The 26,081-nt window shown below is 61.7% G+C and carries 23 protein-coding genes, 1 tRNA gene and 4 pseudogenes; 21 read left to right on the forward strand and 7 right to left on the reverse strand.

Features of this window, described 5'->3' with window-relative positions:
- Positions 1 to 12: 12 nt before the first annotated feature.
- From trpB to AC0L39_RS10495, 5 genes and pseudogenes are all read left to right on the forward strand, one after another.
- A pseudogene (gene trpB / locus AC0L39_RS10475) lies at positions 13 to 1,226 on the forward strand (tryptophan synthase subunit beta).
- A gap of 20 nt (positions 1,227 to 1,246) precedes the next feature.
- Positions 1,247 to 1,456, forward strand: a complete 210-nt coding sequence (locus AC0L39_RS10480; protein WP_473262350.1) for a DUF6980 family protein — start codon at positions 1,247 to 1,249, stop codon at positions 1,454 to 1,456.
- Positions 1,453 to 2,235, forward strand: a complete 783-nt coding sequence (gene trpA / locus AC0L39_RS10485; protein ID WP_473257707.1) for a tryptophan synthase subunit alpha — start codon at positions 1,453 to 1,455, stop codon at positions 2,233 to 2,235. The genes AC0L39_RS10480 and trpA overlap by 4 nt, the downstream gene beginning before the upstream one ends.
- Positions 2,236 to 2,248: 13 nt before the next feature.
- A pseudogene (gene accD, locus AC0L39_RS10490) lies at positions 2,249 to 3,101 on the forward strand (acetyl-CoA carboxylase, carboxyltransferase subunit beta).
- A gap of 19 nt (positions 3,102 to 3,120) precedes the next feature.
- Positions 3,121 to 4,425 carry a bifunctional folylpolyglutamate synthase/dihydrofolate synthase gene (locus tag AC0L39_RS10495; RefSeq protein ID WP_473257708.1) on the forward strand — a complete coding sequence of 435 codons (1,305 nt, stop codon included), beginning with the start codon at positions 3,121 to 3,123 and terminating at the stop codon, positions 4,423 to 4,425.
- Here AC0L39_RS10495 and AC0L39_RS10500 read toward each other — a convergent pair whose 3' ends face one another.
- Entirely contained in the window at positions 4,426 to 6,237 is a 1,812-nt protein-coding gene (locus AC0L39_RS10500) for an AmpG family muropeptide MFS transporter (protein ID WP_473257711.1), read from the reverse strand. It lies immediately after the preceding gene.
- A gap of 68 nt (positions 6,238 to 6,305) precedes the next feature.
- Between AC0L39_RS10500 and AC0L39_RS10505 the strand changes: the two genes are divergently transcribed.
- The 3 genes and pseudogenes from AC0L39_RS10505 (at position 6,306) to rsmD (ending at position 8,872) form a co-directional block, all read left to right on the forward strand.
- The gene (locus AC0L39_RS10505; RefSeq protein WP_473257712.1) at positions 6,306 to 7,490 is read left to right on the forward strand and encodes an aromatic ring-hydroxylating oxygenase subunit alpha; all 1,185 of its coding nucleotides are present in this window, start codon (positions 6,306 to 6,308) and stop codon (positions 7,488 to 7,490) included.
- A gap of 20 nt (positions 7,491 to 7,510) precedes the next feature.
- Positions 7,511 to 8,260: pseudogene (locus tag AC0L39_RS10510) on the forward strand (pseudouridine synthase); the annotation flags it as partial.
- 27 nt (positions 8,261 to 8,287) lie between these two features.
- A complete protein-coding gene (gene rsmD, locus AC0L39_RS10515; protein ID WP_473262352.1) occupies positions 8,288 to 8,872 on the forward strand; it encodes a 16S rRNA (guanine(966)-N(2))-methyltransferase RsmD in 585 nt (194 codons plus the stop codon).
- Positions 8,873 to 8,887: 15 nt separating this feature from the next.
- Here the strand turns inward: rsmD and AC0L39_RS10520 are convergent, their stop codons facing one another.
- Both AC0L39_RS10520 and AC0L39_RS10525 read right to left on the reverse strand, forming a co-directional pair.
- Positions 8,888 to 9,310 (reverse strand): hypothetical protein, encoded by a 423-nt coding sequence (locus AC0L39_RS10520; RefSeq protein WP_473257714.1) that lies wholly within the window; start codon positions 9,308 to 9,310, stop codon positions 8,888 to 8,890.
- A 289-nt stretch (positions 9,311 to 9,599) separates the two neighbouring features.
- On the reverse strand, positions 9,600 to 9,905 hold the full coding sequence (locus AC0L39_RS10525; protein ID WP_473257716.1) for a hypothetical protein: 306 nt from the start codon (positions 9,903 to 9,905) through the stop codon (positions 9,600 to 9,602).
- A gap of 173 nt (positions 9,906 to 10,078) precedes the next feature.
- Here AC0L39_RS10525 and AC0L39_RS10530 point away from each other — a divergent pair.
- The 3 genes and pseudogenes from AC0L39_RS10530 to AC0L39_RS10540 all read left to right on the forward strand — a co-directional run bounded on the left by AC0L39_RS10530 (position 10,079) and on the right by AC0L39_RS10540 (position 13,111).
- Positions 10,079 to 12,387 (forward strand): annotated as a pseudogene (locus tag AC0L39_RS10530) (ATP-dependent helicase).
- A 16-nt stretch (positions 12,388 to 12,403) separates the two neighbouring features.
- Positions 12,404 to 12,835, forward strand: coding sequence for a DUF2513 domain-containing protein (locus AC0L39_RS10535; protein WP_473257717.1), 432 nt, complete (start codon positions 12,404 to 12,406; stop codon positions 12,833 to 12,835).
- A gap of 99 nt (positions 12,836 to 12,934) precedes the next feature.
- A complete protein-coding gene (locus tag AC0L39_RS10540) occupies positions 12,935 to 13,111 on the forward strand; it encodes a hypothetical protein (RefSeq protein WP_473257719.1) in 177 nt (58 codons plus the stop codon).
- Between the two features lie 7 nt (positions 13,112 to 13,118).
- On the opposite strand, the gene AC0L39_RS10545 is transcribed toward AC0L39_RS10540, so the two are convergent.
- Both AC0L39_RS10545 and AC0L39_RS10550 read right to left on the reverse strand, forming a co-directional pair.
- On the reverse strand, positions 13,119 to 14,549 hold the full coding sequence (locus AC0L39_RS10545; RefSeq protein WP_473257721.1) for a DEAD/DEAH box helicase: 1,431 nt from the start codon (positions 14,547 to 14,549) through the stop codon (positions 13,119 to 13,121).
- Positions 14,550 to 14,712: 163 nt separating this feature from the next.
- Positions 14,713 to 15,330, reverse strand: a complete 618-nt coding sequence (locus AC0L39_RS10550; protein WP_473257723.1) for a hypothetical protein — start codon at positions 15,328 to 15,330, stop codon at positions 14,713 to 14,715.
- A gap of 163 nt (positions 15,331 to 15,493) precedes the next feature.
- Between AC0L39_RS10550 and AC0L39_RS10555 the strand changes: the two genes are divergently transcribed.
- Complete coding sequence (locus tag AC0L39_RS10555) at positions 15,494 to 16,942, forward strand: FAD-binding oxidoreductase (RefSeq protein ID WP_473257725.1); 1,449 nt, start codon at positions 15,494 to 15,496, stop codon at positions 16,940 to 16,942.
- Positions 16,943 to 17,057: 115 nt separating this feature from the next.
- A complete protein-coding gene (locus AC0L39_RS10560; protein ID WP_473257727.1) occupies positions 17,058 to 17,846 on the forward strand; it encodes a SapC family protein in 789 nt (262 codons plus the stop codon).
- 259 nt (positions 17,847 to 18,105) lie between these two features.
- Here the strand turns inward: AC0L39_RS10560 and AC0L39_RS10565 are convergent, their stop codons facing one another.
- Together AC0L39_RS10565 and AC0L39_RS10570 are read right to left on the reverse strand one after the other, a co-directional pair.
- Positions 18,106 to 18,636, reverse strand: coding sequence for an N-formylglutamate amidohydrolase (locus AC0L39_RS10565; protein ID WP_473257729.1), 531 nt, complete (start codon positions 18,634 to 18,636; stop codon positions 18,106 to 18,108).
- Positions 18,527 to 18,895: an N-formylglutamate amidohydrolase gene (locus tag AC0L39_RS10570; RefSeq protein WP_473262354.1), complete on the reverse strand. Its 369-nt coding sequence runs from the start codon at positions 18,893 to 18,895 to the stop codon at positions 18,527 to 18,529. The genes AC0L39_RS10565 and AC0L39_RS10570 overlap by 110 nt, the downstream gene beginning before the upstream one ends.
- Between AC0L39_RS10570 and AC0L39_RS10575 the strand changes: the two genes are divergently transcribed.
- The 8 genes from AC0L39_RS10575 (at position 18,791) to AC0L39_RS10610 (ending at position 26,081) form a co-directional block, all read left to right on the forward strand.
- Positions 18,791 to 19,081: a hypothetical protein gene (locus tag AC0L39_RS10575; RefSeq protein ID WP_473262482.1), complete on the forward strand. Its 291-nt coding sequence runs from the start codon at positions 18,791 to 18,793 to the stop codon at positions 19,079 to 19,081. The genes AC0L39_RS10570 and AC0L39_RS10575 overlap by 105 nt on opposite strands.
- 240 nt (positions 19,082 to 19,321) lie before the next feature.
- Positions 19,322 to 19,711: a cell cycle two-component system response regulator CpdR gene (gene cpdR, locus AC0L39_RS10580; protein WP_473257730.1), complete on the forward strand. Its 390-nt coding sequence runs from the start codon at positions 19,322 to 19,324 to the stop codon at positions 19,709 to 19,711.
- Between the two features lie 146 nt (positions 19,712 to 19,857).
- A tRNA-Val gene (locus tag AC0L39_RS10585) sits at positions 19,858 to 19,932 on the forward strand.
- A gap of 139 nt (positions 19,933 to 20,071) precedes the next feature.
- Entirely contained in the window at positions 20,072 to 20,767 is a 696-nt protein-coding gene (locus tag AC0L39_RS10590) for an NAD(P)-dependent oxidoreductase (RefSeq protein ID WP_473257731.1), read from the forward strand.
- A 279-nt stretch (positions 20,768 to 21,046) separates the two neighbouring features.
- Positions 21,047 to 22,267: an NADP-dependent isocitrate dehydrogenase gene (locus AC0L39_RS10595; RefSeq protein ID WP_473257733.1), complete on the forward strand. Its 1,221-nt coding sequence runs from the start codon at positions 21,047 to 21,049 to the stop codon at positions 22,265 to 22,267.
- Between the two features lie 96 nt (positions 22,268 to 22,363).
- Positions 22,364 to 24,028, forward strand: coding sequence for a GNAT family N-acetyltransferase (locus AC0L39_RS10600; RefSeq protein WP_473257735.1), 1,665 nt, complete (start codon positions 22,364 to 22,366; stop codon positions 24,026 to 24,028).
- A gap of 31 nt (positions 24,029 to 24,059) precedes the next feature.
- Positions 24,060 to 25,811: a cation:proton antiporter domain-containing protein gene (locus tag AC0L39_RS10605; RefSeq protein ID WP_473257737.1), complete on the forward strand. Its 1,752-nt coding sequence runs from the start codon at positions 24,060 to 24,062 to the stop codon at positions 25,809 to 25,811.
- A gap of 84 nt (positions 25,812 to 25,895) precedes the next feature.
- Positions 25,896 to 26,081 (forward strand): hypothetical protein, encoded by a 186-nt coding sequence (locus AC0L39_RS10610; RefSeq protein WP_473257739.1) that lies wholly within the window; start codon positions 25,896 to 25,898, stop codon positions 26,079 to 26,081.

Here is a 26,081-nt window from a genome sequence, read left to right on the forward strand (position 1 = left end):
GAGCCTGCCTTTATGAACTCACCCAATTCCTTCCGCACGCAGCCAGATGAGCGCGGCCACTTCGGCGATTATGGCGGGCGCTATGTTGCTGAAACGCTGATGCCACTGATCCTCGATCTGGAGCGTGAATATCGCGCCGCGCAGGCCGATCCCGCGTTCGCGGCGGAATTCGACGACCTGATGAAGCATTATGTGGGCCGGCCCTCCCCGCTGTATTTTGCCGAGCGACTTACAGAGGCATTGGGCGGCGCACAGGTATGGTTCAAGCGCGACGAGCTCAACCACACCGGCGCGCACAAGATCAACAATTGCATCGGTCAAATCCTGCTCGCGAAACGCATGGGCAAGACCCGCATCATCGCGGAAACCGGTGCCGGTCAGCACGGCGTTGCCACCGCAACCGTTTGCGCGCGCTTTGGCCTGCCCTGCGTGATCTATATGGGCGCAGAGGACGTGAAGCGGCAATCGCCCAATGTCTTTCGCATGAAGCTGCTTGGCGCGGAAGTGGTCCCCGTCCACAGCGGCGGCGCAACACTAAAAGACGCCATGAACGAAGGGCTACGCGATTGGGTCGCGAACGTGCACGACACGTTTTACATCATCGGTACGTACCGCTGGCCCGCATCCCTATCCGGAGATGGTGCGCAACTTCCAGAGCGTGATCGGTACCGAAGCACGCGCGCAAATGCTTGATCGGGTGGGCCGCCTGCCCGACCTGTTGATCGCCTGTATCGGCGGCGGATCAAACGCGTTGGGCCTGTTCCACCCGTTCCTAGACGATGCAGATGTCAAAATGCTCGGCGTCGAAGCGGCGGGATACGGCCTGGACGGCGATGAGCACGCCGGCAAGCCTGCTCGGCGGCGCGCCCGGCGCGCTCCACGGCAACAAGACCTATCTCTTGCAGGATGAAGACGGACAGATCACCGAAGGCCACTCGATCAGTGCAGGTCTCGATTATCCCGGTATCGGCCCCGAGCACGCATGGCTGAAAGAGTCGGGCCGCGTGGAATACACCGCCGTCACCGACGAAGAAGCGCTCGAAGGCTTCCAGCTGCTGTGCCGCACCGAGGGCATCATCCCCGCGCTTGAGCCGTCACATGCGATTGCTGCGGTGGCCGACCGCGCGAGGCAGATGAGCGAAGACGAGATCATCCTGATGAATCTCTGCGGACGCGGCGACAAGGACATCTTCACCGTGGCTGAAAAGCTGGGAGTGGAGATGTGAGCAAGCACTGCTGCGACATGATGCAGTATCATGCTGAATCCACTTGCGTGCAGCACTCAGATCGTTTCGACTGCCCAGACTGTATGATCCATCAAAGTGATCAAGATGGGAGCTACGGCCTCATTATTCTTAACGAAGCTGGAGGCGGAGTAATCTCGATAAGATTCTGCCCGTGGTGCGGCACAAAGTTGCAAAAGGCATCTCCGCTCAATTGGGAAGAAGTGGTGTGAAGCGCATCGATTCTGCCTTTGCCAAGCCCCACCCAGCCTTCGTTGCCTTCATCACTGCTGGCGATGGCGACACGGCGGCCAATCTCGATTCGCTGGTCGCGGGCGGTGCCGATGTGATCGAATTGGGCATGCCCTTCACCGATCCGATGGCCGATGGACCGGCGATTCAGGCGGCGAATCTGCGCAGTCTTGGCGCAGGGACTACCACGCAGGCCGTCCTCCTGATGGCGAATGAATTTCGCGCTCGGCATCCCGACGTGCCGCTGGTGCTGATGGGCTATGCCAACCCGATGATCCGGCGCGGGCCTCAATGGTTTGCCGAGCACGCGCGCGGTGCGGGCGTCGATGGCGTTATCTGCGTCGATATTCCGCCAGAGGAAGACGATGCGCTCGGCCCTGCCCTGCGCGCGGAAGGCATTGCCCCCATCCGCCTCGCCACACCTACAACCGACGCCGCGCGCTTGCCACAGGTGCTCGCTGGGTCGGAGGGCTTCGTCTATTATGTCTCGGTCGCCGGCATCACGGGCAAGCAGCAGGCCGCCGCCGCATCGATCGAAGAGAATGTCGCTCGTATCAAGCAATCGACCGACCTGCCGGTAGCGGTCGGCTTTGGCGTGCGCACTCCCGAGCAGGCAGCCGAAATCGCACGTGTCGCTGACGGCGTTGTAGTCGGATCGGCTTTCATCGACCTTGTCGCGGAATTTGGCAACGAGGCCCCGGCCAAGCTAAAAGAGCTGACAACAGCAATGGTCAGCGCCATCGCAAGCGCGCGCTCCTGAGGAATTACAAACAATGAACTGGTTCACCCGTGTCCGCAATTCGCTCGGCTTTGGCGAGGAAAAGAAGACCTCGGAAAAAGACCTCTGGATCAAGTGCAAGTCCTGCCAGGAAATGCTCTTCGTGCAGGAATACGAGGACAATCTGCATGTTTGCCCGCGGTGCGAGCATCACGGACGGATCAGCGCCGATGAGCGCCTCGCCTTGCTGCTCGACGAGGGGTTTGACCTGCTGCCGCAACCGCAGGTCACCGAAGACCCGCTGAAGTTCAAGGATTCCAAGAAATACACCGACCGCCTGAAAGCCGCGCGCGCCAATAACCCGCATGACGACGCCTTCAGCGTCGGATCGGGCGCGATCGACGGACGTCCGGCAGTGGTCGGCGTGCAGGATTTCGGCTTCATGGGAGGATCGATGGGTATGGCGGTCGGCATGGCGTTCTGCGCCGGGGCCGAGCGCGCGATCGCTCGCAAATACCCTTACATCGTCGTCACCGCAGCGGGCGGTGCGCGGATGCAGGAGGGCATTTTGAGCCTCATGCAAATGCCGCGCGCTACCGTGATGACGCGGCGCCTGAAGGCTGCTGGTCTGCCTTATATCGTGGTGCTCACAGACCCGACCACTGGCGGCGTGACGGCCAGCTATGCGATGCTAGGCGATGTGCATATTGCAGAACCCGATGCGCTGATCGGCTTTGCGGGCCAGCGCGTGATCCAGGACACGATCTCGCGAGCAGCTTCCCGAAGGCTTCCAGCGCGCCGAATACCTGCACAAGCACGGCATGGTCGACATGGTCGTCCACCGCAGCGAGCTCAAGGAGACGCTCGGCAGCGTGATCGATTACCTCCAGCCAAAGGCCGCGGCCTGAACAGCCGCAAGTCCTCGCCATGAGAGACAGGGGCAAATCCGACGATCCGCGTGTTCAGGCGCAGCTGGATCGGCTGAGCGGCCTTAGCATCCAGCGCGACACGCTGGGGCTTGATGCGATCCACAAGCTGCTCTCGCGGCTGCGCGATCCGCACAAGCGCCTTCCGCCGGTGTTCCATGTCGCCGGGACCAACGGTAAAGGCTCCACCTGCGCGTTTCTGCGCGCGGTGCTGGAGGCCGAAGGGCACAGCGTCCATGTGACCACCTCGCCGCATCTGGTGCGGTATAATGAGCGGTTTCGGGTCGCGGGCGAACTGATCGAAGACGCGCGGCTCGCCAAGCTGCTCGAACAAGTGTTCGATGCCGCCGAGGGACTGGACTGCAGCTTTTTCGAAATAACCATCGCCGCCGCCTTCACCGAATTCGCACGTGTGCCTGCCGATGTCTGCGTGGTCGAGGTGGGTCTGGGCGGAAGGCTCGATGCGACGAACGTACTTGAGCCTGATGTGCTGGCCGCCTGCGGGATCGCAGCTTTGGGCATCGATCACGAGCGCTTCCTGCTGGCCCCAGAGGATGGCGTGCCGGAGGAACCGATGGCGCGGATCGCATTCGAGAAGGCAGGGATAGCCAAACAGGGTGTGCCCATGGCGACGCTCGGCACCGCCTATCCTGCCGGCGCGCGCGAGGCCATTGCCGAAGTTGCCGATAAAGCGGGCGCGCTGCTTTTTCCCTTCGGCGAGAGTTGGTCAATCGACCTTCATGAAGGCGGCGAATATCGCGATGATACCCGGCGCGTTGCGCTGCCGGTGCTCGGCATTCCAGGGCGGCATCAGTACCTCAATGCCGGGCTGGCGCTGGCGATGATCGAGCATCAGAACCGTATTGAAGTGAGCGAGCAGGCGATGCGGGAAGGTCTTGGCAAGGCTCACTGGCCCGGACGGTTGCACCGCCTCGCCGCAGGCCCGCTGACGGGCCTCGTCCCCGGCGCAGCGATGTGGCTCGACGGGGGACACAACCCGAGCGCGGGGCGCGCCATCGCCGAGAGCCTTACCGGTCCGCTTCATCTCGTCATGGGGATGCTCGACAACAAGGACCCGCGCGCGCTGCTTGATCCGCTCGGGGACCGGGTGTGCAGCCTTACGATCGTCCCGGTTCCGGGCCACGATGCGCATCCTGCGGAAGCCTTCGGTTCAGGCGCGAAGCCTGCTCCCGATCTCGAAAACGCGCTTCTCAATGTCTCCTCCGACGGCATCCCGATCCTCATCGCAGGCTCGCTGTATCTCGCGGGCGAAGCGCTGCGGCTCAACGACGAAATCCCCGACTGATTATTCGGCTGGCTGTGCGGCCGGCTCTGGCGTGACCACGCCCGATTTCGCTCCGAACTTGCTCTCGCGCATCCATTCGGCGAGGCACAGCGCCACGGCTACCAGCCCGATGAAGGTGGTGAGCACGAAGACATAGAAATAGCCTTGATCCTCGATCATCTCGCCCAGCGCGCCGCGTCCGAGTGTCCCGATCAGCAATGTCAGCGAGGACAGCAGCGCATATTGCACGGCGGCATATTTCTTCGACACGATGGAGGACAGCCACGCGATATAGGCTGCGCCCGCAATGCCGATTGCCAGGTTTTCGAACATGATCGTGAAGGTGAGGCGCGGCAGTCCCTCGGACCCGAACGGCGCGATGAAGTTGATGAGAGCGCTGAATCCCACCGCGTCGCTCGCCGCCTGCATGTACATCCCGCCAATCGCGAGGTCGGCGTAAAGCAGGTTGGTGAGCGCAGCGAGCAGTGCGCCTATGGTCAGTGTCAGCATTCGGCCCAGAACCGTCAGCATATATCCGCCTAGCGCCAGCCCGGCGATGATCGCACCGACGCCAAAGAATTTGGAGGCGAAAGCAACCTCGTCATTGGTGTAGTTCAATTCACCGAGATAGAACGGATAGGCGAACGTGCCCCAGATCGCGTCGCAAATGCGGTAGGTAAGCACCAGCGCGAGGATCAGGACAAGGCTCCACCCGAGCCGTCCTACGAACTCCACTAGCGGAACCAGCAGCGCGCGGTAAAGGTGGTCGAGCGCGCCAAAGCTCATGGCGCTCGTGTCTTCGCCCACGGCGATAACGTCGCGTCCGTCTTTCTTGCGCTTGTGCAGGCGCGCGGCGATAATTGCAGGCAGGATGATCGTGGCCGCGATGATGAGCGGACCCATCTTGGCGGTGAATTCGGTAGGATCGGGGCGCCCTTCGGGGCCGAGGGGGAACATGCCGAGCACCCAGTTGAAATCGAGCACGCGTTCGCTTCCAAGCACGGCGAATTCGTAAACCGGCAACATCGGGACATACCCGCCGAGCGCGCGCACCATGAATATGCCGAGGATGAGCAGCGCCCATCCCCACAGCGCGATCACCTGCCACAGGAACTTGTTGCGCACGTCGGAGCGGACTTCGCCCGCTTTGTAGAATTCGGCGAAATCCTCTGCACTCGGGCCGATGGTGGTTGCCGCTTCGCGCTGTGTGTCAGGCGCGAACAAACCCGCTGCACCAATGGCAAGCATGATCGCTCCCATCAGCATGTAGGTTTCCGGCCAGCCGATGCGCGCAGCGAGGATCAGGCCGAATGCGCCGCCTACAAGCGCGGCGAGCCGAAATCCCATTTGGGTGACAGTCGAGAGGATATCGAGGGTCGCCTTTTCGTCGGCGACGTCGATGCGCCATGCGTTGATGGCTATATCCTGCGTCGCACTTGCAAGCGCGCCGATCCCTGCCAGCAGCGAGAACCACCCAAGCTGCGACTTTGGCTCCAATACACTAAGCGTTACAAGGATCGCGCCAAGGATCAGCTGCATCGGCACGATCCACTGCTTACGCTTACCCAGGCGGCGGAAGGCGGGGATATCGACCTTGTCGACGAGCGGCGACCAGATGAACTGGAACGCGTAGGCCAGACCGATGAGCGAGAAGACGCCCATCGTCTCCAGATCGACCTCGGCCTCGCTCAGCCACGCGTAAAGCGTACCCAAAAACAGCGAGAACGGCAGGCCACTGGCAAACCCGAACAGCGCCATATACCCGGTCTTCGGCTGCCTCATCGCCCGCGCGACTTCTGCCCATCCCGGTTTCTCTGCTTTCGCCTGCGACATTCACGACCTTTCAGCGCGTCCAATTTTCTGCAACACTAGCTGCGGATGAGAGGAATAGGAACGCTGCGATGAACGCGCCCACAACGCCATCAACAGATCAGACTGCCAATAGTGCCGAAAAGCTGCGCCCGACAGACGGGCAACTGGCGCTGGCAGAGAACATCCGCACCGGTATCGTGCGCGAAACCGACCGGATCGATACGGTCCCGGCAAGCCGCTATACCGACCCTGCGCATTTCGAGGCGGAGAAATCCGCGCTCTTCGACCGCCTGCCGCAGGTGCTGTGCCCCTCGGCCCTGCTGCCCGAGCCCGGCATGGCCGTGCCGCACGATACGACGGGCCGCCCGCTGCTGATCACGCGCGACAAGGCGGGCAAGGCGCACGTGTTCCTCAATGTCTGCCAGCACCGCGGCACGCGCCTGGTCGAGGGCGAGGACGTGCAATGCGCCGCGAAACTGGTCTGCCCCTATCACGCGTGGACCTACAACCTCGATGGCGGGCTGGTCGGCCTTCCCCGCCCAGAAACCTTCCCCGATCTCGATAAGAGCCAGTATGGTCTCAAGGAACTTCCCAGCTGCGAGGCGGGCGGGCTCATCTGGTTTTCGCCGAAAGAGAGCGCGGACTTTGCCGATGCCGAGACCTTGGGTGCGGATTTCAGCGCATTCGGGATGGACCGCAGCCACCTTTTTCGGCGCAAGACCCATACAGTCAAAGGCAATTGGAAGCTCATCATGGATGCCTTCCTCGAAAGCTATCACGTCACGCGCCTGCATTCGAACACGATCGGACCGTTCTTCAAGGACGGGATCACAAGCGGCGACAGCGTCGGCCCGCACATGCGCTCGGCCGTCGGCAGGCTCGAAGAGGTCGAGGGTGTCGATTTCACCGATATGGAGGCACTGCGGCGGGTCGTGACGTTCGCCTACCAATTGCTGCCGGCAACGATCATCGTCCCCTCCCCCGACTACATCAATGTCATGGTTCTGATGCCGCAGGCACACGACCTGACGCTGGTAGAAGACTTCATGCTGATCCCCGAAGTTCCCTCGTCGGACAAGGCGCGCGACCACTGGGAGCGCAGCTGGACCTTGCTCGATGGCGGGGTGTTTGCGAGCGAGGATTTTCGTGCAGCAGAACTTGGCCAGCAAGGTCTCGAAAGCGGCGCGGTGAGCGAAATCACGCTCGGAACGCTCGAAGGCGGGATCGCGCGATTCGACGAGACGGTGCAGGATTTCTTGCGGGAAACAGGTTGAGCGCCTAGGCGGCGCCCATAATGCCAACCAACCCGAAACAATCCGACGACCGCCCTGAGGGCGACCGTATCGCAAAGCTGCTCGCGCGCGCAGGTGTAGCCAGCCGCCGCGAGATCGAGCGCATGATCGCCGACGGCCGTATCACCATCGACGGCAAGCCGGTAGAAACGCCCGCGACTTTCCTCACCAGCCTCAAGGGCGTGAGCGTCGATGGCAAACCGGTCGCCGGGCCGGAACCGACGCAGCTATACGCCTTTCACAAGCCCACAGGCCTCATCACAGCAGAACGTGACATGGCCGGTCGCCCGACGATCTATGCCGCGCTTGTGAATGCCCTGCCCAAGGACACGCCGCGCCTGATGCCTATTGGTAGGCTCGACCTCAATACAGAAGGGCTCTTGCTGCTCACCAATGATGGCGGGCTGAAACGGCAAATGGAACTGCCCGCAACAGCCATCCCGCGCACCTACCGCGCACGCGCGTTTGGCGAAGTGTCGCAGGAACAGCTCGAGGCGCTGATCGAAGGCATAGAGATCGACGGCGCGCGCTACGGATCGATCGACGCCAACATGGAGCGCGCATCCGGACGCAATCAGTGGATCGAGATGACAATCACCGAAGGCAAGAACCGCGAGGTGCGCCGGGTGCTCGAACATCTCGGTCTCAAGGTGAACCGCCTCATCCGCACCGCTTATGGCCCGTTCCAGCTTGGCGAGCTTCCGCGCGGGCAAGCCAGCCGCATTCGCAAGGGCGACCTCGACCGATCTCGTCAGCTCCATGAAGCGAGCGCAACGTTCGTGAGAATAATTGCAGGAGAATGGCGCGGACGGAAATTGTCTGCACCCAAAGGCGACGCGACCCGGCCAACTGCGGACCGCACCCGCGAGACGTTGTTCTCGATGCTCACCAGCAGGCTCGGCAGTTTCGAGGATTTGCGCATCGCGGACCTGTTTGCTGGGGCAGGCGCGCTCGGGCTTGAAGCGTTGTCGCGCGGGGCGGCGCATTGCCTGTTCGTCGAGCACGACCGCGCGGCGCTCGACACTATCCGCGCGAACATAGCCACGTTCGATGCGCGCTCGCGAACCGAAGTTGAGTCGATGTCCGTCATGCACCTGCGCGCGGCGCGCGAACCGTATGACCTGTTGCTGCTGGATCCGCCTTACCAGACCGGCGCAGGCGCAGTGGCGCTCGACCGGTTGAAGCGGCTAGGCTGGATCGGCCCGGCCACGTGGATGGCAGTGGAGACTGCTGCGGATGAGAATGTCGATGTAAGCGGTTTGAGGATCCAATCAGAACGCCGGGTCGGTAAGGGCAAGTTGACCTTGCTTCGCATGACCGACCCGGACGCTGCGCCCGAAGGACCTCCCGTCATTGGCAGCTGAAGTTGCTGTCTTTTGTCAGCCGTCCGGAGGAGGTGGGGGCATTGCATCGGCGGCATCGCCGCTCTGGTTCGCGCTGTTTTTGATCATGTCCCAGGCCGCATCGCGTTCAGGCCCGGTCATCGCCGTTATGGCAATCTTGTCCTCGTCGGTCAGCCGCCAGAACAGCATTTGCTGATCCGGCTCGAGCGACCAGTAATACTCCTGCGTCGCGGGAGGCCATGCGTCGTAGCCGACCTGCTGCTCGGGCGGCCATGCATCATATTCGGCTTGCTGATCTGCTGACATCGAAGGCGTCGGTGGAGGAGCCTCTGGCGCAACCTGGTCGATCGGTGCCTCACCGGGCGGCGGCGCTTCTTCCTGCGCTGTTCCGGGGGCGGCCACTATCAGGCCAAATGTCGCCAGCGCTACTCCGGCAAGATAGTAATGTGATCTTCGCATGGAATTCTCCTCAAGAATTATTCCAAGCGAGACGAACGCGGCTTCTTCGTATTAAGCCGAAACGGGATATCCCCTCCGTTTCGGTGATTCTTGTATGAGAGCATTTGTCGGCTGCGGATAGAGCCGCCGAAGGCAGATGCCTCACCCGCCGCACAGCCGGGCGAGAGCCGTTAGCAAAATCGGACGGGCCGAAAAATATCATTGCGCGTCAAGTCTTTCCGCGCACGAAAAAGGGCGGCAAAAGCCGCCCTCATCCAAATTCATTCAGGTCGTTATGCCTTGCGATGGATCAGTCCATCTTGCTGGCAGGCTTGCCCGGCCAGTAATCGAGCGGGCGGTTGCCCCAGTTCAGACCGGCGGCGCGCGGGTTGATGCAGGCGTCCTGATTGCCGTTCATGCAGACATCGTAGACCTTGCCCGAAATGCGGACCTTGGTCGCTTTGCCCTTGTTGTTGCGCTCGACGATCACCGGCGTTTCGGCCTTGGTCGAACCGTCGTTCATCGTGGTTTTGTCGTTCTGGGCGAGCGTTGGTGCGGCGACGCCCAAGGTTGCGAGCGAGGCGGCAGTAATTGCAGATGCGATGAGATTCTTCATGTTTTTCAACTTTCTATTCTGTGTCCGTTTGGAAAATCAATGAAGAAACCCGCGTTTCGGTTCCGAAAAACTGGATGCGCCAGACGAACCGTGCATCATCATCGACCAGTCGATAAGCGCGCCTGAGCGCTTGCGGAGCATGTCAGCGTTCCCTACTTGTTCGTCTGACTTCCATGACTGATATCGTCCCCTCCCCATCCGCCGATGATGCCAGCATCCCGCCTTACGCCGCGCGCCTGAACTTGCCGCAGCAACAAGCCGTGCTGACCACCGAGGGACCGGTGCTGATGCTGGCGGGCGCCGGCACGGGCAAGACTGCGGCGCTGACCGCGCGCCTCGCGCACCTTGTGGCCACGCGCCGCGCCTATCCCAGCCAGATCCTTTGCGTGACCTTCACGAACAAGGCCGCGCGCGAGATGCGTGAGCGGGTGGCAGGCCATCTCGGCGTGCAGTCGGAGGGGATACCGTGGCTCGGCACTTTCCACTCGATTTGCGCCAAGATGCTGCGCCGCCATGCAGAGCTGGTCGGCCTGCAAAGCAATTACACGATTATCGACACTGACGATCAGCTGCGGCTGCTCAAGCAGCTGATTGCCGATAGCGATCTCGACGAAAAGCGCTGGCCCGCGCGCCAGCTTGCCGGATTGATCGACCGCTGGAAAAACCGCGGGCTCAATCCCGAGGATCTCGACGCAGTTGAGAACGAAAGCTACGCCAATGGTCGCGGTCAGGCGATGTACCGCCTTTATCAGGACCGCCTGAAGGCGCTGAATGCGTGCGATTTCGGCGACCTGCTGCTGCACATGTTGAATATCTTCAGGAAGCACACCGATGTGCTGGAAGATTATCAGCGGCGCTTTCGCTACATCCTCGTCGACGAATACCAGGACACCAACGCGGTCCAGTATCTTTGGCTGCGGCTGCTCGCGCAGGCGCACAAGAATATCTGTGTGGTCGGCGATGACGACCAGTCGATCTATTCATGGCGCGGGGCCGAGGTCGCCAATATCCTGCGCTTCGAGAAGGACTTTCCCGGCGCGCATGTCGTTCGGTTGGAGCAGAATTACCGCTCGACACCGCACATTCTCGGCGCAGCGTCAGGGCTGATCCGGGCAAATTCCGAGCGGCACGAAAAATCGCTCTGGACCGATGCCAACGGCGGCGACAAGGTCAAGGTCATCGGCGTGTGGGACGCGCCCGAAGAAGCGCGGCGGGTCGGCGAAGAGATCGAGCGGCTGGAGGGCGAAGGCGCCAGCCTCGACCAGGTCGCGATCCTCGTGCGCGCGCAATACCAGACGCGCGAATTCGAGGATCGCTTCATTCAGATCGGGGTCAATTACCGGATAATCGGGGGTTTCCGCTTTTACGAGCGCGCCGAGATCCGCGATGCACTCGCTTATCTCCGGGTAATCGCGCAGCCGCAGGACGATCTTGCCTTCGAACGTATCTACAACCAGCCCAAGCGCGGGCTCGGCGCAAAGACGCTCGAAAAGATGCATCAGCATGCGCGGCGCACTGGGCTACCCCTCGCCGCCGCCTCGCTTGAGCTGGCCGATAGCGACGAATTGCCCAAGCGCGCGGCGAACACGATCGGCGGACTGATGCGGCAATTCCTCGGCTGGCGTGAAGCGGCCGAGACCATGACCCCGTCCGACTTGCTGCGGCTCGTCCTGGAAGAAACCGGCTATAACGACATGCTCGCCAATGATCGCAGCTCCGAAAGCGCGGGCCGCGCGGAGAACCTCTCCGAACTGGCGCGCGCGATGGAAGAATACGAGACGCTCGGCGACTTCCTCGAACATGTCAGCCTGGTAATGGACAATGATCGCGGCGACGAGGAAGAGACCGTCACGATCATGACGATCCACGCCGCCAAGGGCCTCGAATTCGACAATGTTTTCTGCGTCGGGTGGGAGGAAGGCGTGTTCCCCTCGCAGCGGGCTATCGACGAAGGCGGGCTCGCCAGCCTCGAGGAAGAACGCCGCCTCGCCTATGTCGCAATCACGCGCGCGAAACGCCGCTGCACGATCCTGCACGCCGCGAACCGGCGCATTTACGGCCAGTGGATCAGCTCGATCCCCTCCCGCTTCATCGAGGAATTACCCGAGGAGCATATCGAGCAGGAAACCACCATGACCGGCGGTAAAAGCCTGTGGCAGGCGAACTGGAGCGAAAACGACGATCCCTTCGCACACGTCGCCCGCGACCGCCCTGACCGCGCTCAGTCGCGCGGCCCCGGCTGGCAACGCGCGGTCGCCACCGGTTATGAAACGAAGCAGCAGCGCCTGCGCGAACCCGGTACCGCTCAGCCGCCAGCTTCGCCGCAAAGCCCCGCAGCGACATCGCTATCGGCGCAATGGTCCACCACGACAAATTCGGCACCGGCTGCGTCACCGATCAGGAAGGCAACAAGCTGGAAATCGAGTTCGAGGATCACGGTACGAAGCGTGTGATCGACAGCTTCGTTAAGGTGATTACCTGAGAGAAAGCTCCGGTCGATGTTCATCAAGGCAGGGCAAGTCCCCGGTTCGCCTCTAGGAAGATCATCGATGAATCGAGATAAAGACCTCATCCGCAAATTGCTGTTGGCGATCGAAACGAAGCCGGATGGTCGGCCCATGTCGCTCGAAGACTTCGTGATCGACCACCATTCCGTCGATCAGATCAACTCGCACCTCGCGCTGATGGACGAGGCCGGATTGATCGCTTGCGAATGCCTTCACAGCAGTTCCAACAGAAGCCGTGTCACTAAAGTGGTCCAGATCTTCGGGATCACCTGGAAGGGCCACGAGTGGCTTGATGCGATCCGGAACCGTGAGGTCTGGCTGGCCGCACAAGAAGCCGCGCGTGTAGTGGGTGATCCGCCTTTCGAACTGCTGATCGAAATGGCGAAGCGGAACTTTCTTTCTCGCCTTCACGATGCCGCCTGAACTGAGCCGCTCATCGGAATGGTGCCACTGCCGTGCGCAAAAATTAACCCAACCATGACTACACTCTCTCAAGCGCAATTCGCGCAGGGAGCTAGGTCTATGAAATTCGTATTGCTGGAATCGCGCGGTGGTAATTACCTTGTTGCCGCGCAGAATGTTGCTTGGCTGCGGACCGGCGAGAACGGTCAAACCAATGTCGGCATGATGGGCGGAAACCCGTTGCTCGTGACCGGCACGATCGAGGAGGTCGCGGCCAAGATTACCGGCAGCGAATAATCCGTCCCTAGCCTTTGAAACCTACATCCAGAAAGCCCGGCTTGGGGCCGTTCCACTCGCCCTGCGCGACCGGCTCATCGTCCTGATCGCGGTCGCGTCCCTTGCGGGGTGAGCGCGGCTTGCTTTCTCGCTGGGGCTGAACGTCCGACTTGCTCTTGCGAGGAGCGCGTTCGCGCTTTGGTTCTGCCTGAGCCTCATCACGGGCTGGATCGCTGTCCGTATCGTCGCTTTTCTTCCGGCGGCTGCGGCTCTTCTTTTCCTCGGCAGGCTGGTCTTTGTCGTCCGCTTTCTTCGCAGATGTACCCGCCAGCTCGACCCGAACGTCATCCTTTCCGAAGACGTCGATCTTGTTGCCGGTCAGCTTCTCGACATTCTCGATAGCTTCGGCGTCTTCATCGGCGACCAGCGTAAAGGCGCGGCCCTTGGCCCCTGCCCTGCCGGTACGGCCAATGCGGTGGACATAATCGTCCGGATGCCACGGCGTATCGAAATTGAAGACGTGGCTCACGCCCTTGATATCGAGCCCGCGCGCAGCGACGTCGGAGGCGACGAGGATGTTGACATCGCCCGCCTTGAACCTTTCGAGTTCCTTGAGGCGCGATGACTGATCCATATCGCCGTGGATTTCACTGCTGCGAAAACCATCGCGCTGCAATTGCTTGTTGAGTTCGCGCACGGTCGTCTTGCGGTTGGCAAAGATGATCGCGGTTTCGACCTGATCGTTTTGCAGCAGCCACTTGAGGGTGTCGCGCTTCTGGCGCGCCTTCACCGGCACCTTGAATGCGGTGATATCCTTGTTGGTCGAGGCGGCGCGGGTCGTCTCGATCCGCTTGGGATTGTTCAGGAATTTCTTCGCCAGTTTCTCGATCGGCGGCGGCATGGTTGCCGAAAACAGCATGGTCTGGCGCGTTTCGGGCAACTTGTCGCAGATAAACTCGATATCGGGGATGAAGCCCATGTCGAGCATCCGATCCGCCTCGTCGATCACCAGCAGCTCGCAGCCATTAAGCAGGATCTTGCCCCGTTCGAACAGGTCCATCAGGCGGCCCGGTGTCGCGATCAAAACGTCGACGCCTTCATTCAGCGTCTTCAACTGGTCGCCCATCTGCACGCCGCCAATAAGCAGCGCCATTTTCAGGTCGTGGTTCTTGCCGTATTTTTCAAAGTTCTCGGCCACCTGCGCAGCGAGTTCGCGCGTGGGCTCAAGGATCAGCGAGCGCGGCATCAGCGCGCGGCGGCGGCCAGCGGCCATAACGTCGATCATCGGCAGCACGAAACTGGCGGTTTTACCCGTGCCCGTCTGGGCGATGCCGATCAGGTCCTTCATCATCAGGACCGCGGGGATCGCGTCGGCCTGGATGGCGGTCGGCTCGGTATAGCCCGCATCTTCTACGGCTTTAAGTAATTCGGGCGAAAGGCCGAGATCGGCGAAAGTCATGCGTAAGGTAATGTCCGGATAGGGGCATCATCGGGATGCCACGTGTTTTCAGCCATATGCGCGAAACACCGCCACAGGCGAAGCGCCTCTGCGCAAAATTGCCGGGAAAGTCAAGAAAACGCGCGTGCAAACGCGCGTCGCTGCGAAGGGGGATGGTCGCGGCCTAGTTCTCGATCGCTACGAGCTGGCGCATCCGTTCGACCTCGCATTTGGCACCGCTGCGCGATTGCAGCTTGTCACGGTCGATGCAGAGATTGCCGTCATCGTTCTTCTCGATATAAAAACCGGAGTAGAAATCGCGGGCGCGGCGCGCCTTCTCGAGATTGACCGAGATGATGCGGGCATCGCGCAGGAACAGCAGCAGGCGGCTGCCGCTCCCGGTCTGAACGCCGGAAATTCCGCCAACCGCAACGCACTTGTCCATCTCGCGCTCTTCGTAGCGGGTGTTGAGCGCGCGCTGGGGCAATTGCGCGAGAAGCTCGTTACGATTGCGCGATTGCTGCGGGGAAATTCGCACGATCACTCGCCTTTCGATGCGGATCTGGCGAAGCACCTGGCCTCCGCGAAATGCATCGAGCGGCGCGGTCGAGGTTGGCTCGGTCGGATAGCGGGCCGGCAGCGGAATACCCTTTGCCGCGGTTTCTGGCTGCTGCTTTTCTACGGCGGGGCCGGGATGAGCGCTCGCCCCGGCCAACGCGCTCGCACCTGCAAGCTCGCTGCCCTGACCGAGCACGGTCAGCAGCATTGCAAGCGGTGTCGCTAGGGCCAGCAAGCTCGGCATGGGCTAAGAAATTCCTCCTGTCCGGCACGTATCGGTACGGGGACGCAGTCGCAGACGGTCGCTGGCCTTCCTAGCGCGAACGATTGAACGCTGGCTTAACTGGGGAGCCGGTGCGCCGCAATTGACTGGCACAATAGTGCCCGCCTGTGGCATAGCCGCAACAATGGCTACGACACTCTCCCGAAGCGATAATTTCCTTGGCCAAGCGCGCGACCTGCTTGGCCCGAAAGGGTTTACCGACGATCCCGATGCGCTTGATCCGTGGGTCACCGACTGGCGCGGGCGCTATACCGGGCGCGCGGTAGCGCTCGCCTCGCCCGCCTCGACTGAGGAGGTGGCTGCGCTTGTCCGGCTGTGCGCCGACCACCGCATCCCGATTGTGCCCCAGGGCGGCAATAGCGGTATGGCAGGCGGAGCGACGCCGGATGACAGCGGCAAGGCGATCCTGCTGTCGCTGCGGCGCATGAATGCGATCCGTTCGATGGATGCCGAGGCAGGCCAGTGCGTGTGCGAGGCGGGTGTGATCCTCCAGACCCTGCACGAGGCGGTGGAGACGCAGGACATGCGCTTTCCCCTGACGCTGGGCGGCAAGGGTTCGGCGACCATTGGCGGGCTCGTCTCGACCAATGCGGGCGGCACGCAGGTGCTGCGCCACGGGACGATGCGCGCGCAGGTTCTGGGGCTGGAAGCGGTGCTGGCCGATGGCAGCGTGTTCGGCGGCCTCACCGCGCTCAAGAAGGACAATCGCGGGTTCGATCTCAAGCAATTGCTGATCGGATCGGAAGGAACGCTCGGCATCGTGACGGCAGCGACCTTGCGCCTCCTGCCCGCAGCATCGGCGCGGGCTACTGCGTGGATCGGCCTGCCGACGATCACGGGAGCCCGCACTCTGCTGCGCCATGTGACGCGCGCCATGGGCGATGCTCTTGAGGGATTCGAAGTGGTGCCGGACCATTGCCTCGACAGCGTGCTCGATCACCTGCCCGATGCCCGTTCGCCGCTGTCGCAGCGCCATAGCTGGAACGCGCTGGTCGAATGCGTCGCAAGCGAAGGCGACAGCGCCGCGCTGCGCGAACGGCTGGAAACAGTTCTGGCTAGCGCGATGGACGCAGGCCTGCTCGAAGACGCCGTGATTGCATCGAGCGAGAGCCAGTCGGAGGACTTCTGGCTCTTGCGCGATTCGATCTCCGCTGCCGAGCGCGCACTGGGCCCGGCGATGCAGCACGATATCTCGGTACCCGTCGACGCAATGCCCGAATTCATCCTCGCTGCGATCCCAGATATCGAAAGCGCATTTCCAGGTACGCATGGCGTCGCTTTCGGGCATCTGGGTGACGGTAATGTGCATTTCCACATCCTCGCGCCCGCCGGAGCGACACCCGGCGAATGGGAGGATGGCCCCGGCAAGGCGATCAGCGCGAGGGTCTACGACCTCGTCACCGAATGGGGCGGATCGATCAGCGCAGAGCACGGCATCGGGCAGATGAAGGTCGGCGAACTGGGCCGGCTGGGCGATCCGGTCGCGCTCGACATGATGCGGCGGGTGAAGCAGGCGCTCGACCCGCAAGACCTGCTCAATCCGGGCAAGCTGGTGCCCGCCAGCAGCAGCTGACCGAGCGCGGCTTGCACCGCAGGCTTCAAGCGCCTAAAGCGCAGCGCGATCGGCCTGTTCGGGCTTCCCGACGGCCGCCCAATTCAATTTCACTCGAATATTTCGGAGATACTACATGGCCAGCGCGCCGCAGCCGCAACTTCCGCTGTTTTACAAAGACTTGCTTCCTCTCAACAGCCGCGATCACGGCGAGTGGAAGGTCGGTCCGTTCGAGAATGCAGACTTTCTCGCCGAAACGCATGCAATCCCGCTGACGGTCGATGAATTCGTCGATGCCCAGCGCGACTACCCGATCGTGTTCACCGCTGGCGACAACCCGCTACCGATCGCGCTGATGGGCCTCAACGAGGGCGTCAACACCTTCATCGGCGACGATGGCAAGCTTATCAGCCGCGTCTACGTCCCGGCCTATGTCCGCCGCTATCCATTCCTGCTCGCCAAGCTGCAGCAGGACAGCGAAGACATGTCGCTCTGCTTCGATCCGTCCGCGGGCGTCGTGGGCAAGCGTGACGAAGGCAATGTCCTGTTCGAAGACGGCGGCGAGCCGACCCAGTACACCAAGGACGTGCTCGAATTCTGCCGCAAGTTCGAGGAATCGGGCCAGCGCACCAAGGCGTTTCTCGAAGAGCTGAAGAAGCTCGACATCCTGATGGACGGCGAAATCGCCATCACCCGCAGCGATGTGCCGGACAAGCCGTTCGTCTATCGCGGCTTCCGGATGGTCGATGAGAACAAGCTGCGCGAACTTCCAGCTGAATCGGTCGAGGCGCTGAACAAGAACGGCATGAACATGCTGATCCACGCGCACCTGTTCTCGCTGAACCTGATGCGGACAGTGTTCGAGCGTCAGTCGGCACAGGGCAAGGTGCCCGCGCCGGCTGAGAACGCCGACGCTTCGGCCTGATAAGCGGCGTTCAATTGGTTCAGCGCACTTGCGGCGCAGAACGTGACAAAAAATTCGCGGCGGGGCACCTCTTGAAGGCGCCCCGCCGCGATCTTATTTTAGGGTTGTAAGCGGCGTACCCCCCTCATCTGCCGCTTGCAGGCTGCGCCCGAGAGGTGCAGCACTCCCTGAACCTTGGCCACCTCGTGCGCTTTGCCGCGCGAGGTGGTTTTTTCATGTTAATCAATGGATTGCATTAGTATCGTCGAGCAGGTGTGAGCTATTCGACCGCCTGCGCCAATTGCCCTTTCGCGCCGAGATGCGCGGTTTCAGCGCCAAGTTCTCGCACCAGGCCCGCCAGCATCTTAGCCAGTGGCTCCAGCTGCTCGCTCGGCTCGGACAGATCCGTATCGAGATAAGCCCCGCGGCAAACCTCGACCTGCAAGGCGTGAAGGCCCCGCGAGGGCGCGGCATGACGATCGAGTACATAGCCGCCGGAATAGGGGCGGTTGTGCGCCGCCGGGCAGCCCTGTTGTTCAAGGAACCGGAATGACCGCGCGATCAGGCTGTTCTGACACGACGCTCCAAAGCGATCACCCAGGACTATCTGCGGCGCAGCCTGCTGGCCGTTCTGCCGGCGCAAAGGCGGCATCGAATGCAGGTCAACGAGCAGCGCCGCGCCCCATTCGGCCCGTATTCGCTCAAGCTCCGTCGCCAGAAACGTATGATACGGCCTGTGGATGCGGTCGACCCGCCGATCGAGCTCGTCGCGCGGCAGTTTGTCGCGCCAGATTTCTCCGAAGCCCGGCAAGCGGCGCGGCACCAGCCCCAGCCCGCTGCGAGCGCGGTGATCTCGACCCTGCAAGCGCCGGAACCGGTTTGGACGCGCGGCGCCTCGGCCCCGCGATCATCTCCCAGTCGACATCGTCGTGAGCGCGGTTGAGGTCAATCATCGCGCGCGGGGCATGAGCAACCATCAATCCGGTGCCGGTGGCCTTGGCAATTTCGACCGCCAGCCGGTCGACATAGCGATCCTCCAGCCGCAATTGGCTAAGATCGGCATCGCGCATCTGGGCAAGCGTTTCGGAGGGATAGACCCGCCCCGCATGGGGCACCGCGATCAAGACCGGAAGCGGCATGGATTTGGGCGCGACATGAGTAAATGCCGGGCCGAACAATCCGCTGGACGCCTCGCCCGACACTGCTCCGCCTTTCCTCGTGCGGAGCGAACGGCCAGCGGTCTGGCGCGTCGATGATGGCTCTGATGCGCCGGGATGCGTGGAACTGCTCATGCACAATGGTTGCTGCCCGCTTTCGCGCGGCCTGTCAAAGCTGTAATTTGATGGCGTATCCAAGCTGAACGTTCGCGCGATTAGGCCTTTGTATTTGCGGTAATTAACCCCGCCGCTTCGGCAGAAATCGCGAGGCCGTCTCAAAATCGATCAATCGCACGTTCTGACAGGATTTCTTAAGCTCAAGCTGCTATGAAAATTGCCATGACAGCGAATCCAACTCCGCGAATCCTACTGGCCGAGGATGAAGAAGCCATGCGCGTTTACCTTGAGCGTGCACTGACCAAGGCTGGCTACGAAGTGTTCTCGGTCGACCGCGGGACCGAAGCGATACCGCTGCTCGAGGCGGAGCATTTCGATCTGCTGCTGTCGGATATCGTGATGCCGGAAATGGACGGGATCGAGCTGGCGCAGCGCTGCGCCGAAATCTCGCCGCGCACGAAGGTCATGTTCATCACCGGCTTTGCAGCCGTTTCGCTGCGCGCCAGCCGCGAACAGCCGCATGCCAAGGTGTTGTCGAAACCGTTTCACCTGCGCGACCTCGTGCTCGAGGTAGAGCGCGTGTTCGAGGATCAGCGTGAGGCCAGTCTCTAAATAGGCCAGTCTCTGGACCTGACCTTCAGATTGAACCGCAGATCGGCTACAATCGGATTTCGGGTGCGCTTAACGCTTGCACCTTTTTCAGCGGCACGTTAATGGGCCGCTCCCGTTCAGGAATTGAACGGCAAAACCGATGGCTTGGGCGTATAGCTCAGTGGTAGAGCACTGTATTGACATTGCAGGGGTCGGAAGTTCAACTCTTCCTACGCCCACCATCGTTTTCCCCTCGATATCGACTTTACCACTGACCTGATCCGGCGATCGGGGCAGACGCTTCGCGCCTTTGCGCAAAGCCTCTTGCGGTATTTGCAAGGGAATTTCGGCACTTCCTCCGGCTCGGTCCGTTAGGGAGCCATGACATCTCAAATACTTCTATTCGGCGCGACCGGCGATACCGGGCGCAAGGTTCTCGACCAGGCGCTTGAGCGCGGGCACAAGGTGCGCGCAGCCGAGCGCGATTTTCCCGACAATTTCTGCGACCATCCCGGTTTCGAGGCGCGCACGGCAAACCTGCTCGACAGCGGCATGGCAGACTTGATGGACGGCGTGGACTGCGTGATTTCGGCAGTCGGCCTTCCGCGCGATCCGCAGACGCTGATCAACCCTCCCCCACTTTACACCGAAGGCGCGGTCAACGTCGTGAAGGCCATGCGCGAGGCGAAGGTGAAACGCTACGTGACGATTTCCGCCGCCTTCGCCGATCCCGATGCGACCGTGCCGCTGTGGTTCAAGGCCGCGACCGCACCGCTCGACCGAATTTTCCGCCAGATGGGAGAGATGGAGCGGGTGCTGCGCGTCTGCGACGATATCGACTGGACCGCAGTACGGCCCGGCTGGCTGCTCAACCGGGAGCGCACCGGGGATTTCGAGGTTTCGCTGACCGACTTGCCAGCCGGAACGCTGCGCACGCGCCGCGCCGACCTTGCCCAATTCCTGCTCGATTGCGCGCTTGACGGGCTGCATGTGCACGAAACACCCTTCATCGCGCGCAAAGAAAGCATCGCGCTCGAAACGCCGCCTGCTCTCGTCGAGGAATTCTGGCCGTTCTAGGCCGCGTGCCGCGCTTTCCTACATCGGCCCGGGATGCTTTAAATGTCGGCATGAGCCGCGCCGGAGCCATACTTTCCTGCTGTCACGACAAGGCACTCGCGCCGGGCCAGCTTTTCTTCCCCTGGACACTGTCTCATGTGTCTCATGGCACCTGTGCAGATAGGCCCTTTGCAAAGCCGAGGCGCTTGCACCCGGCGATGCCTCTGCTAGAGCGCGCGGGAGGGATCACAACAGACATCCTATCGAAACACGAAGTCCAGAAGGGATGAAGCGCTAGCCATGCAGAAAATCAAAGTAGCAAACCCGGTCGTCGAGCTTGATGGCGACGAAATGACCAAGATCATCTGGCAATGGATCCGCGAACGCCTGATTCTGCCCTATCTCGATATCGACCTCAAATACTACGACCTGTCGATCGAGAAACGCGACGAGACCGACGACCAGATCACCGTCGATGCAGCCAACGCGATCAAGCAGCACGGCGTGGGTGTGAAATGCGCCACGATCACCCCGGACGAAGCGCGCGTCGAAGAGTTCGACCTCAAGAAGATGTGGCGCTCGCCCAACGGCACGATCCGCAACATCCTTGGCGGCGTGGTCTTCCGCGAGCCGATCGTCATCGACAACGTCCCGCGCCTCGTGCCGGGCTGGACCGACCCGATCGTGGTCGGCCGTCACGCCTTCGGCGACCAGTACCGCGCGACCGACACGCTGATCCCGGGGCCGGGCAAGCTGCGCCTCGTGTTTGAGGGCGAAGATGGCAAGAAGATCGACCTCGACGTGTACGAATTCCAGTCCTCGGGCGTCGCAATGGCGATGTACAACCTCGACGACAGCATCCGCGACTTCGCGCGCGCCTGCATGAATTACGGCCTCGACCGGAAATGGCCGGTCTACCTCTCGACCAAGAACACCATCATGAAAAAATACGATGGGCGCTTCAAAGACCTGTTCGAGGAAGTCTACGACGCGGAATTCGCGGAACGGTTCGATGCCGCCGGCATCACCTACGAACACCGCCTCATCGACGATATGGTCGCCTCTGCACTCAAGTGGAGCGGTAAGTTCGTGTGGGCCTGCAAGAATTATGACGGCGACGTCCAGTCGGATACGGTTGCGCAGGGCTTCGGCTCGCTCGGCCTGATGACCTCGGTGCTGATGACGCCCGATGGCAAGACCGTCGAAGCGGAAGCCGCGCACGGCACCGTCACTCGCCACTATCGGCAGCACGAACAGGGCAAGGCGACCTCGACCAATCCGATCGCGTCGATCTTCGCATGGACGCGCGGCCTGATGTACCGGGGCAAGTTCGACGATACGCCTGACGTTGTGAAGTTCGCCGAGACACTCGAGCGGGTCTGTATCCAGACGGTCGAGAACGGCCAGATGACAAAGGATCTCGCGCTGCTGATCGGTCCGGGTCAGAATTGGCAAACGACCGAGCAGTTCTTCGAATCCATCGTCAACAACCTCGAACAAGAGATGGCTAACTGGAGCTGACGCCATCGGAACCAGCGCTTCAAACCCGCGTAACACAGGGGCGGCCTTCTCTCGGGGAAGGTCGCCCTTTGCATCTGGACAGGGACGTTTCACCCCATGACCGAAACACTCCGCCCCGCAAAGCAAACCAGGGCCCGCCTCGAAGTGCGCCAGGCCAAGCTCAAGGACGTGCGCGCCATCGGCGACCTGGTGCGCCGCGCCTATGCCGACCTGCCCGCCTACACGCAGGGCGAGATCAGGGGTCAGATCAACAACTACGCTGACGGGTGCTTTATCGCGAAGCTTGACGGCAAGATCGTCGGCTATTGCGCTTCGATGCGGCTTGATGAGCATGTCGCCCTTGGTGACCACACCTGGGACGAGGTGACCGGCAACGGGTTCGGATCGCGTCACGATCCGACCGGCGACTGGCTCTACGGGTACGAGATGTGCGTGGATCCCGGTGTGCGCGGAACGCGGCTCGGGCGCAGGCTTTACGAGGAACGCCGTGCGCTGGCTGAAAGGCTCGACCTGAAAGGCATCGTGTTCGGCGGACGGATGCCGGGCCTTGCCAAGGCGATGCGCCGCAAGACCAACCGCGCCGATACGCCCGAGGAATACCTCCAGAAGGTCATCGACACCAAGATTCACGATCCCGTGCTGCGCTTCCAGCTTGCCAACGGTTTCGAGCCTCACGGCATTCTTCGCGATTACTTGCCTGAAGACAAGCAGTCGAAGGCGTTTGCGGTGCGCATGATCTGGCGCAATCCCTATGTCGATATCGATTCCCCGCCCAAGCACCGATTGCCGCGCGACGTGGAAAGCGTGCGGATCGCGACCTGCCAGCTTCAAGCCCGCGCGGTCGCCGATTTCGGCGAGTTCATGAAGCAGGTGGAATACTTCGTCGATGTCGCGGCGGACTATGAAAGCGACTTCATCGTGTTCCCCGAATTGTTCACGCTGATGCTGCTGAGTGCCGAGGACGAGGAGCTAAATCCGCTCCAATCCATCGAGTGCCTGAGCGAATACACGCCAAAGATCCGCAAGCGCCTGTCCGAGATGGCGCTCAGCTACAACATCAACATCATCGGTGGTTCGCACCCGACCCGGATGCCCGATGGCGACATCCACAACGTCGCCTATGTCTGCCTGCGCGACGGATCGATCCACGCGCAGGAGAAGATTCACCCCACCCCGAATGAAGCGTATTGGTGGAACATCAAGGGCGGTGACAGCATCGATGCGATCCCGACCGATTGCGGGCCCATCGGCGCGCTCATCTGCTATGACAGCGAGTTCCCGGAGCTCGCCCGCCGCTTGGTCGATGAAGGCGCACGCATCATCTTCGTGCCGTTCTGCACTGACAGCCGCCAGGGATACATGCGGGTGCGGTATTGCGCGCAGGCCCGCGCAATCGAGAACCAGTGCTACGTCGTCATGTCGGGCAATGTCGGCAACCTGCCGAACGTCGCCAACATGGACATCCAGTACGCTCAAAGTTGCATTCTCACCCCTTGCGACTTCCCGTTTGCGCGCGACGGCATCGCTGCCGAAGCCAGCGAGAACGTCGAAACGCTCACGATCAGCGATGTGAACCTGGCTGACCTCAGCTGGGCGCGCGCGGAAGGCACGGTGCAGAACCTGCATGACCGGCGCTTCGACCTTTACCGCATCGAATGGGACAAACGAGTGGGCAACATCTCGGACCCGCTCGGCCTCCCTCCTGAGGATCATGAGGGCCCCGCGCGGCCAATCGGTCCACATTCGCCCGGCGGCGGATGACATGACCTTGCGCGCGGGGTAAGCCCCAACAATGGCAGGCGAACTCTCAATGTCCCCGGTGATGCAGGACGCGCTCGTGATCCTCGGCGCGGCAGGCATCGTGATACCGGTATTCGCCCGTTTCCGGATCACCCCGATTATCGGCTTTATTCTGATCGGAGTGCTGGTGGGTCCGTTTGGCCTCGGCACATTGGTCAACGAAATTCCGTGGCTGCAATACGTCACGATCTCGGACCCCGAACGATTGCAACCCTTCGCGGATTTCGGGATCATCCTGCTGCTGTTCGCCATCGGGCTTGAACTGTCATTCAACCGCCTGTGGCAATTGCGCAGGTTGGTGTTCGGTCTCGGCTCGCTCGAGCTGCTGATCATCGGCAGCATCTCCGCGGCATTTTTCGGCTATTACAGCGGCATGGAGACGACCGCCGCAGTCGCGCTGGGCTTCGCGCTCGCTTTCTCCTCGACCGCGATCGTGCTGCCGATCTCCGGCACGAAATCACCAGTGGGGCGGGCCGCACTATCCATGCTGCTGTTCGAGGATATCATGATCGTCCCGATCATCTTCATCCTCGGCGCGCTCGCTCCGAATGCGGACGGCGAAGGCTGGACGGCGATCACCGATACATTGTGGCAAGGCGGCCTCGTCATCCTGCTCCTGCTGGTCCTGGGCCGCTTCGCCTTGCCCCGGTTGTTTTCTCAAGCCGCCCGAACGAAGAGCCCGGAGCTGTTTCTCGCAGCATCCTTGCTGGTGGTCATCGGGGCCAGCCTCGCGACCGCAGCGACCGGCCTGTCGCCGATCGTGGGCGCGCTCATTGCCGGCCTGCTCATCGCCGAGACCGAGTATCACACCGAAGTCGAGAGCATCATGGAGCCGTTCAAGGGCCTCGCGCTCGGTATCTTCCTGATCACCATCGGGATGAGCATCAACATCCTGTCGATCATAGCCGACTGGACCACCATTGCTCTGGCAGTGGTCGGCGCGCTCGTGTTCAAGGCCGTCGTCACCGGGTCGCTGCTGCGGATGATGGGCGCGCGGCGCAGCACTGCGGCGGAAACGGGTGTATTGATGGCCAGCCCGAGCGAAACGACACTCATCGTGCTCGCCGCAGCTACCAGCGCCCTCGTGATCGACACCGAGACAGCGCAGTTCTGGCAGATCGTCACCGCTATCGGGCTGACCGTGACACCGCTGCTTGCAAAACTCGGCAGGTCCATCGCACGCCGGGTCGAAGCTGCGCCGGAACTGCCCGAGGAAGACCAGGAGGAAGCTCGAACCATCATCATTGGCGGAGGCCGCGTCGGGAGACTTGTTGCAGATATGATGACTGCGCACGAACAGGCCTATGTCCTGCTCGATTCCGACCCTGACATCATCGATCGGGCAAGACGCGGCGGATACCGGGCCGTGTTCGGGGATGCAGCGCGGGGAGACTCGCTCGACCGCCTCGGCATCGAACAAGCGCCGGCGCTGGTGCTGACAATGGACGAGCCGGTGCTCGCACAGCGCCTTGTTTCGAAACTTCGCGGTGAGCATCCGGACCTCCTCATTGTCGCCCGTGCGCGCGACACGGATCATGCCGCATCGCTCTACCGTGCGGGGGCCACCCACGCCGTGCCGGAAAATCTCGAAAGCTCGCTACAGCTCTCCGAAGCGGTGCTGGTCGATATCGGTGTCGCGATGGGGCCGGTGATCGCCTCGATCCACGAAAAGCGCGATGAATTCCGCGAACAGCTTGAGCGAGATGGCGGATTATCCGAGAAACCTAAGCTGCGGTCCTCTTAGCTGACCGATCGAAGCCAAGCGGCATTGATCGATTTCTCGAACCTTTTCGAGCGCTAATGCGTTGAAGGGGAAAGGAGAACCGAAATGGCCGATAATATCGATCCGACCAAACCCATTCCGAACGACGAGAAATTCAAGCCGCAGAACGTCAAGGGACCGCTCAAGGATCAGGCACCCACTTCGAGCGGTCGCGGCCAGCCCGGCGACACCGACGGTAACGATGTGCCACAGGGCAGCGACGGGGTGACCAAGGAAACCCCTGACGCGTAA

This window comes from Erythrobacter sp. K21-9, assembly GCF_055808355.1.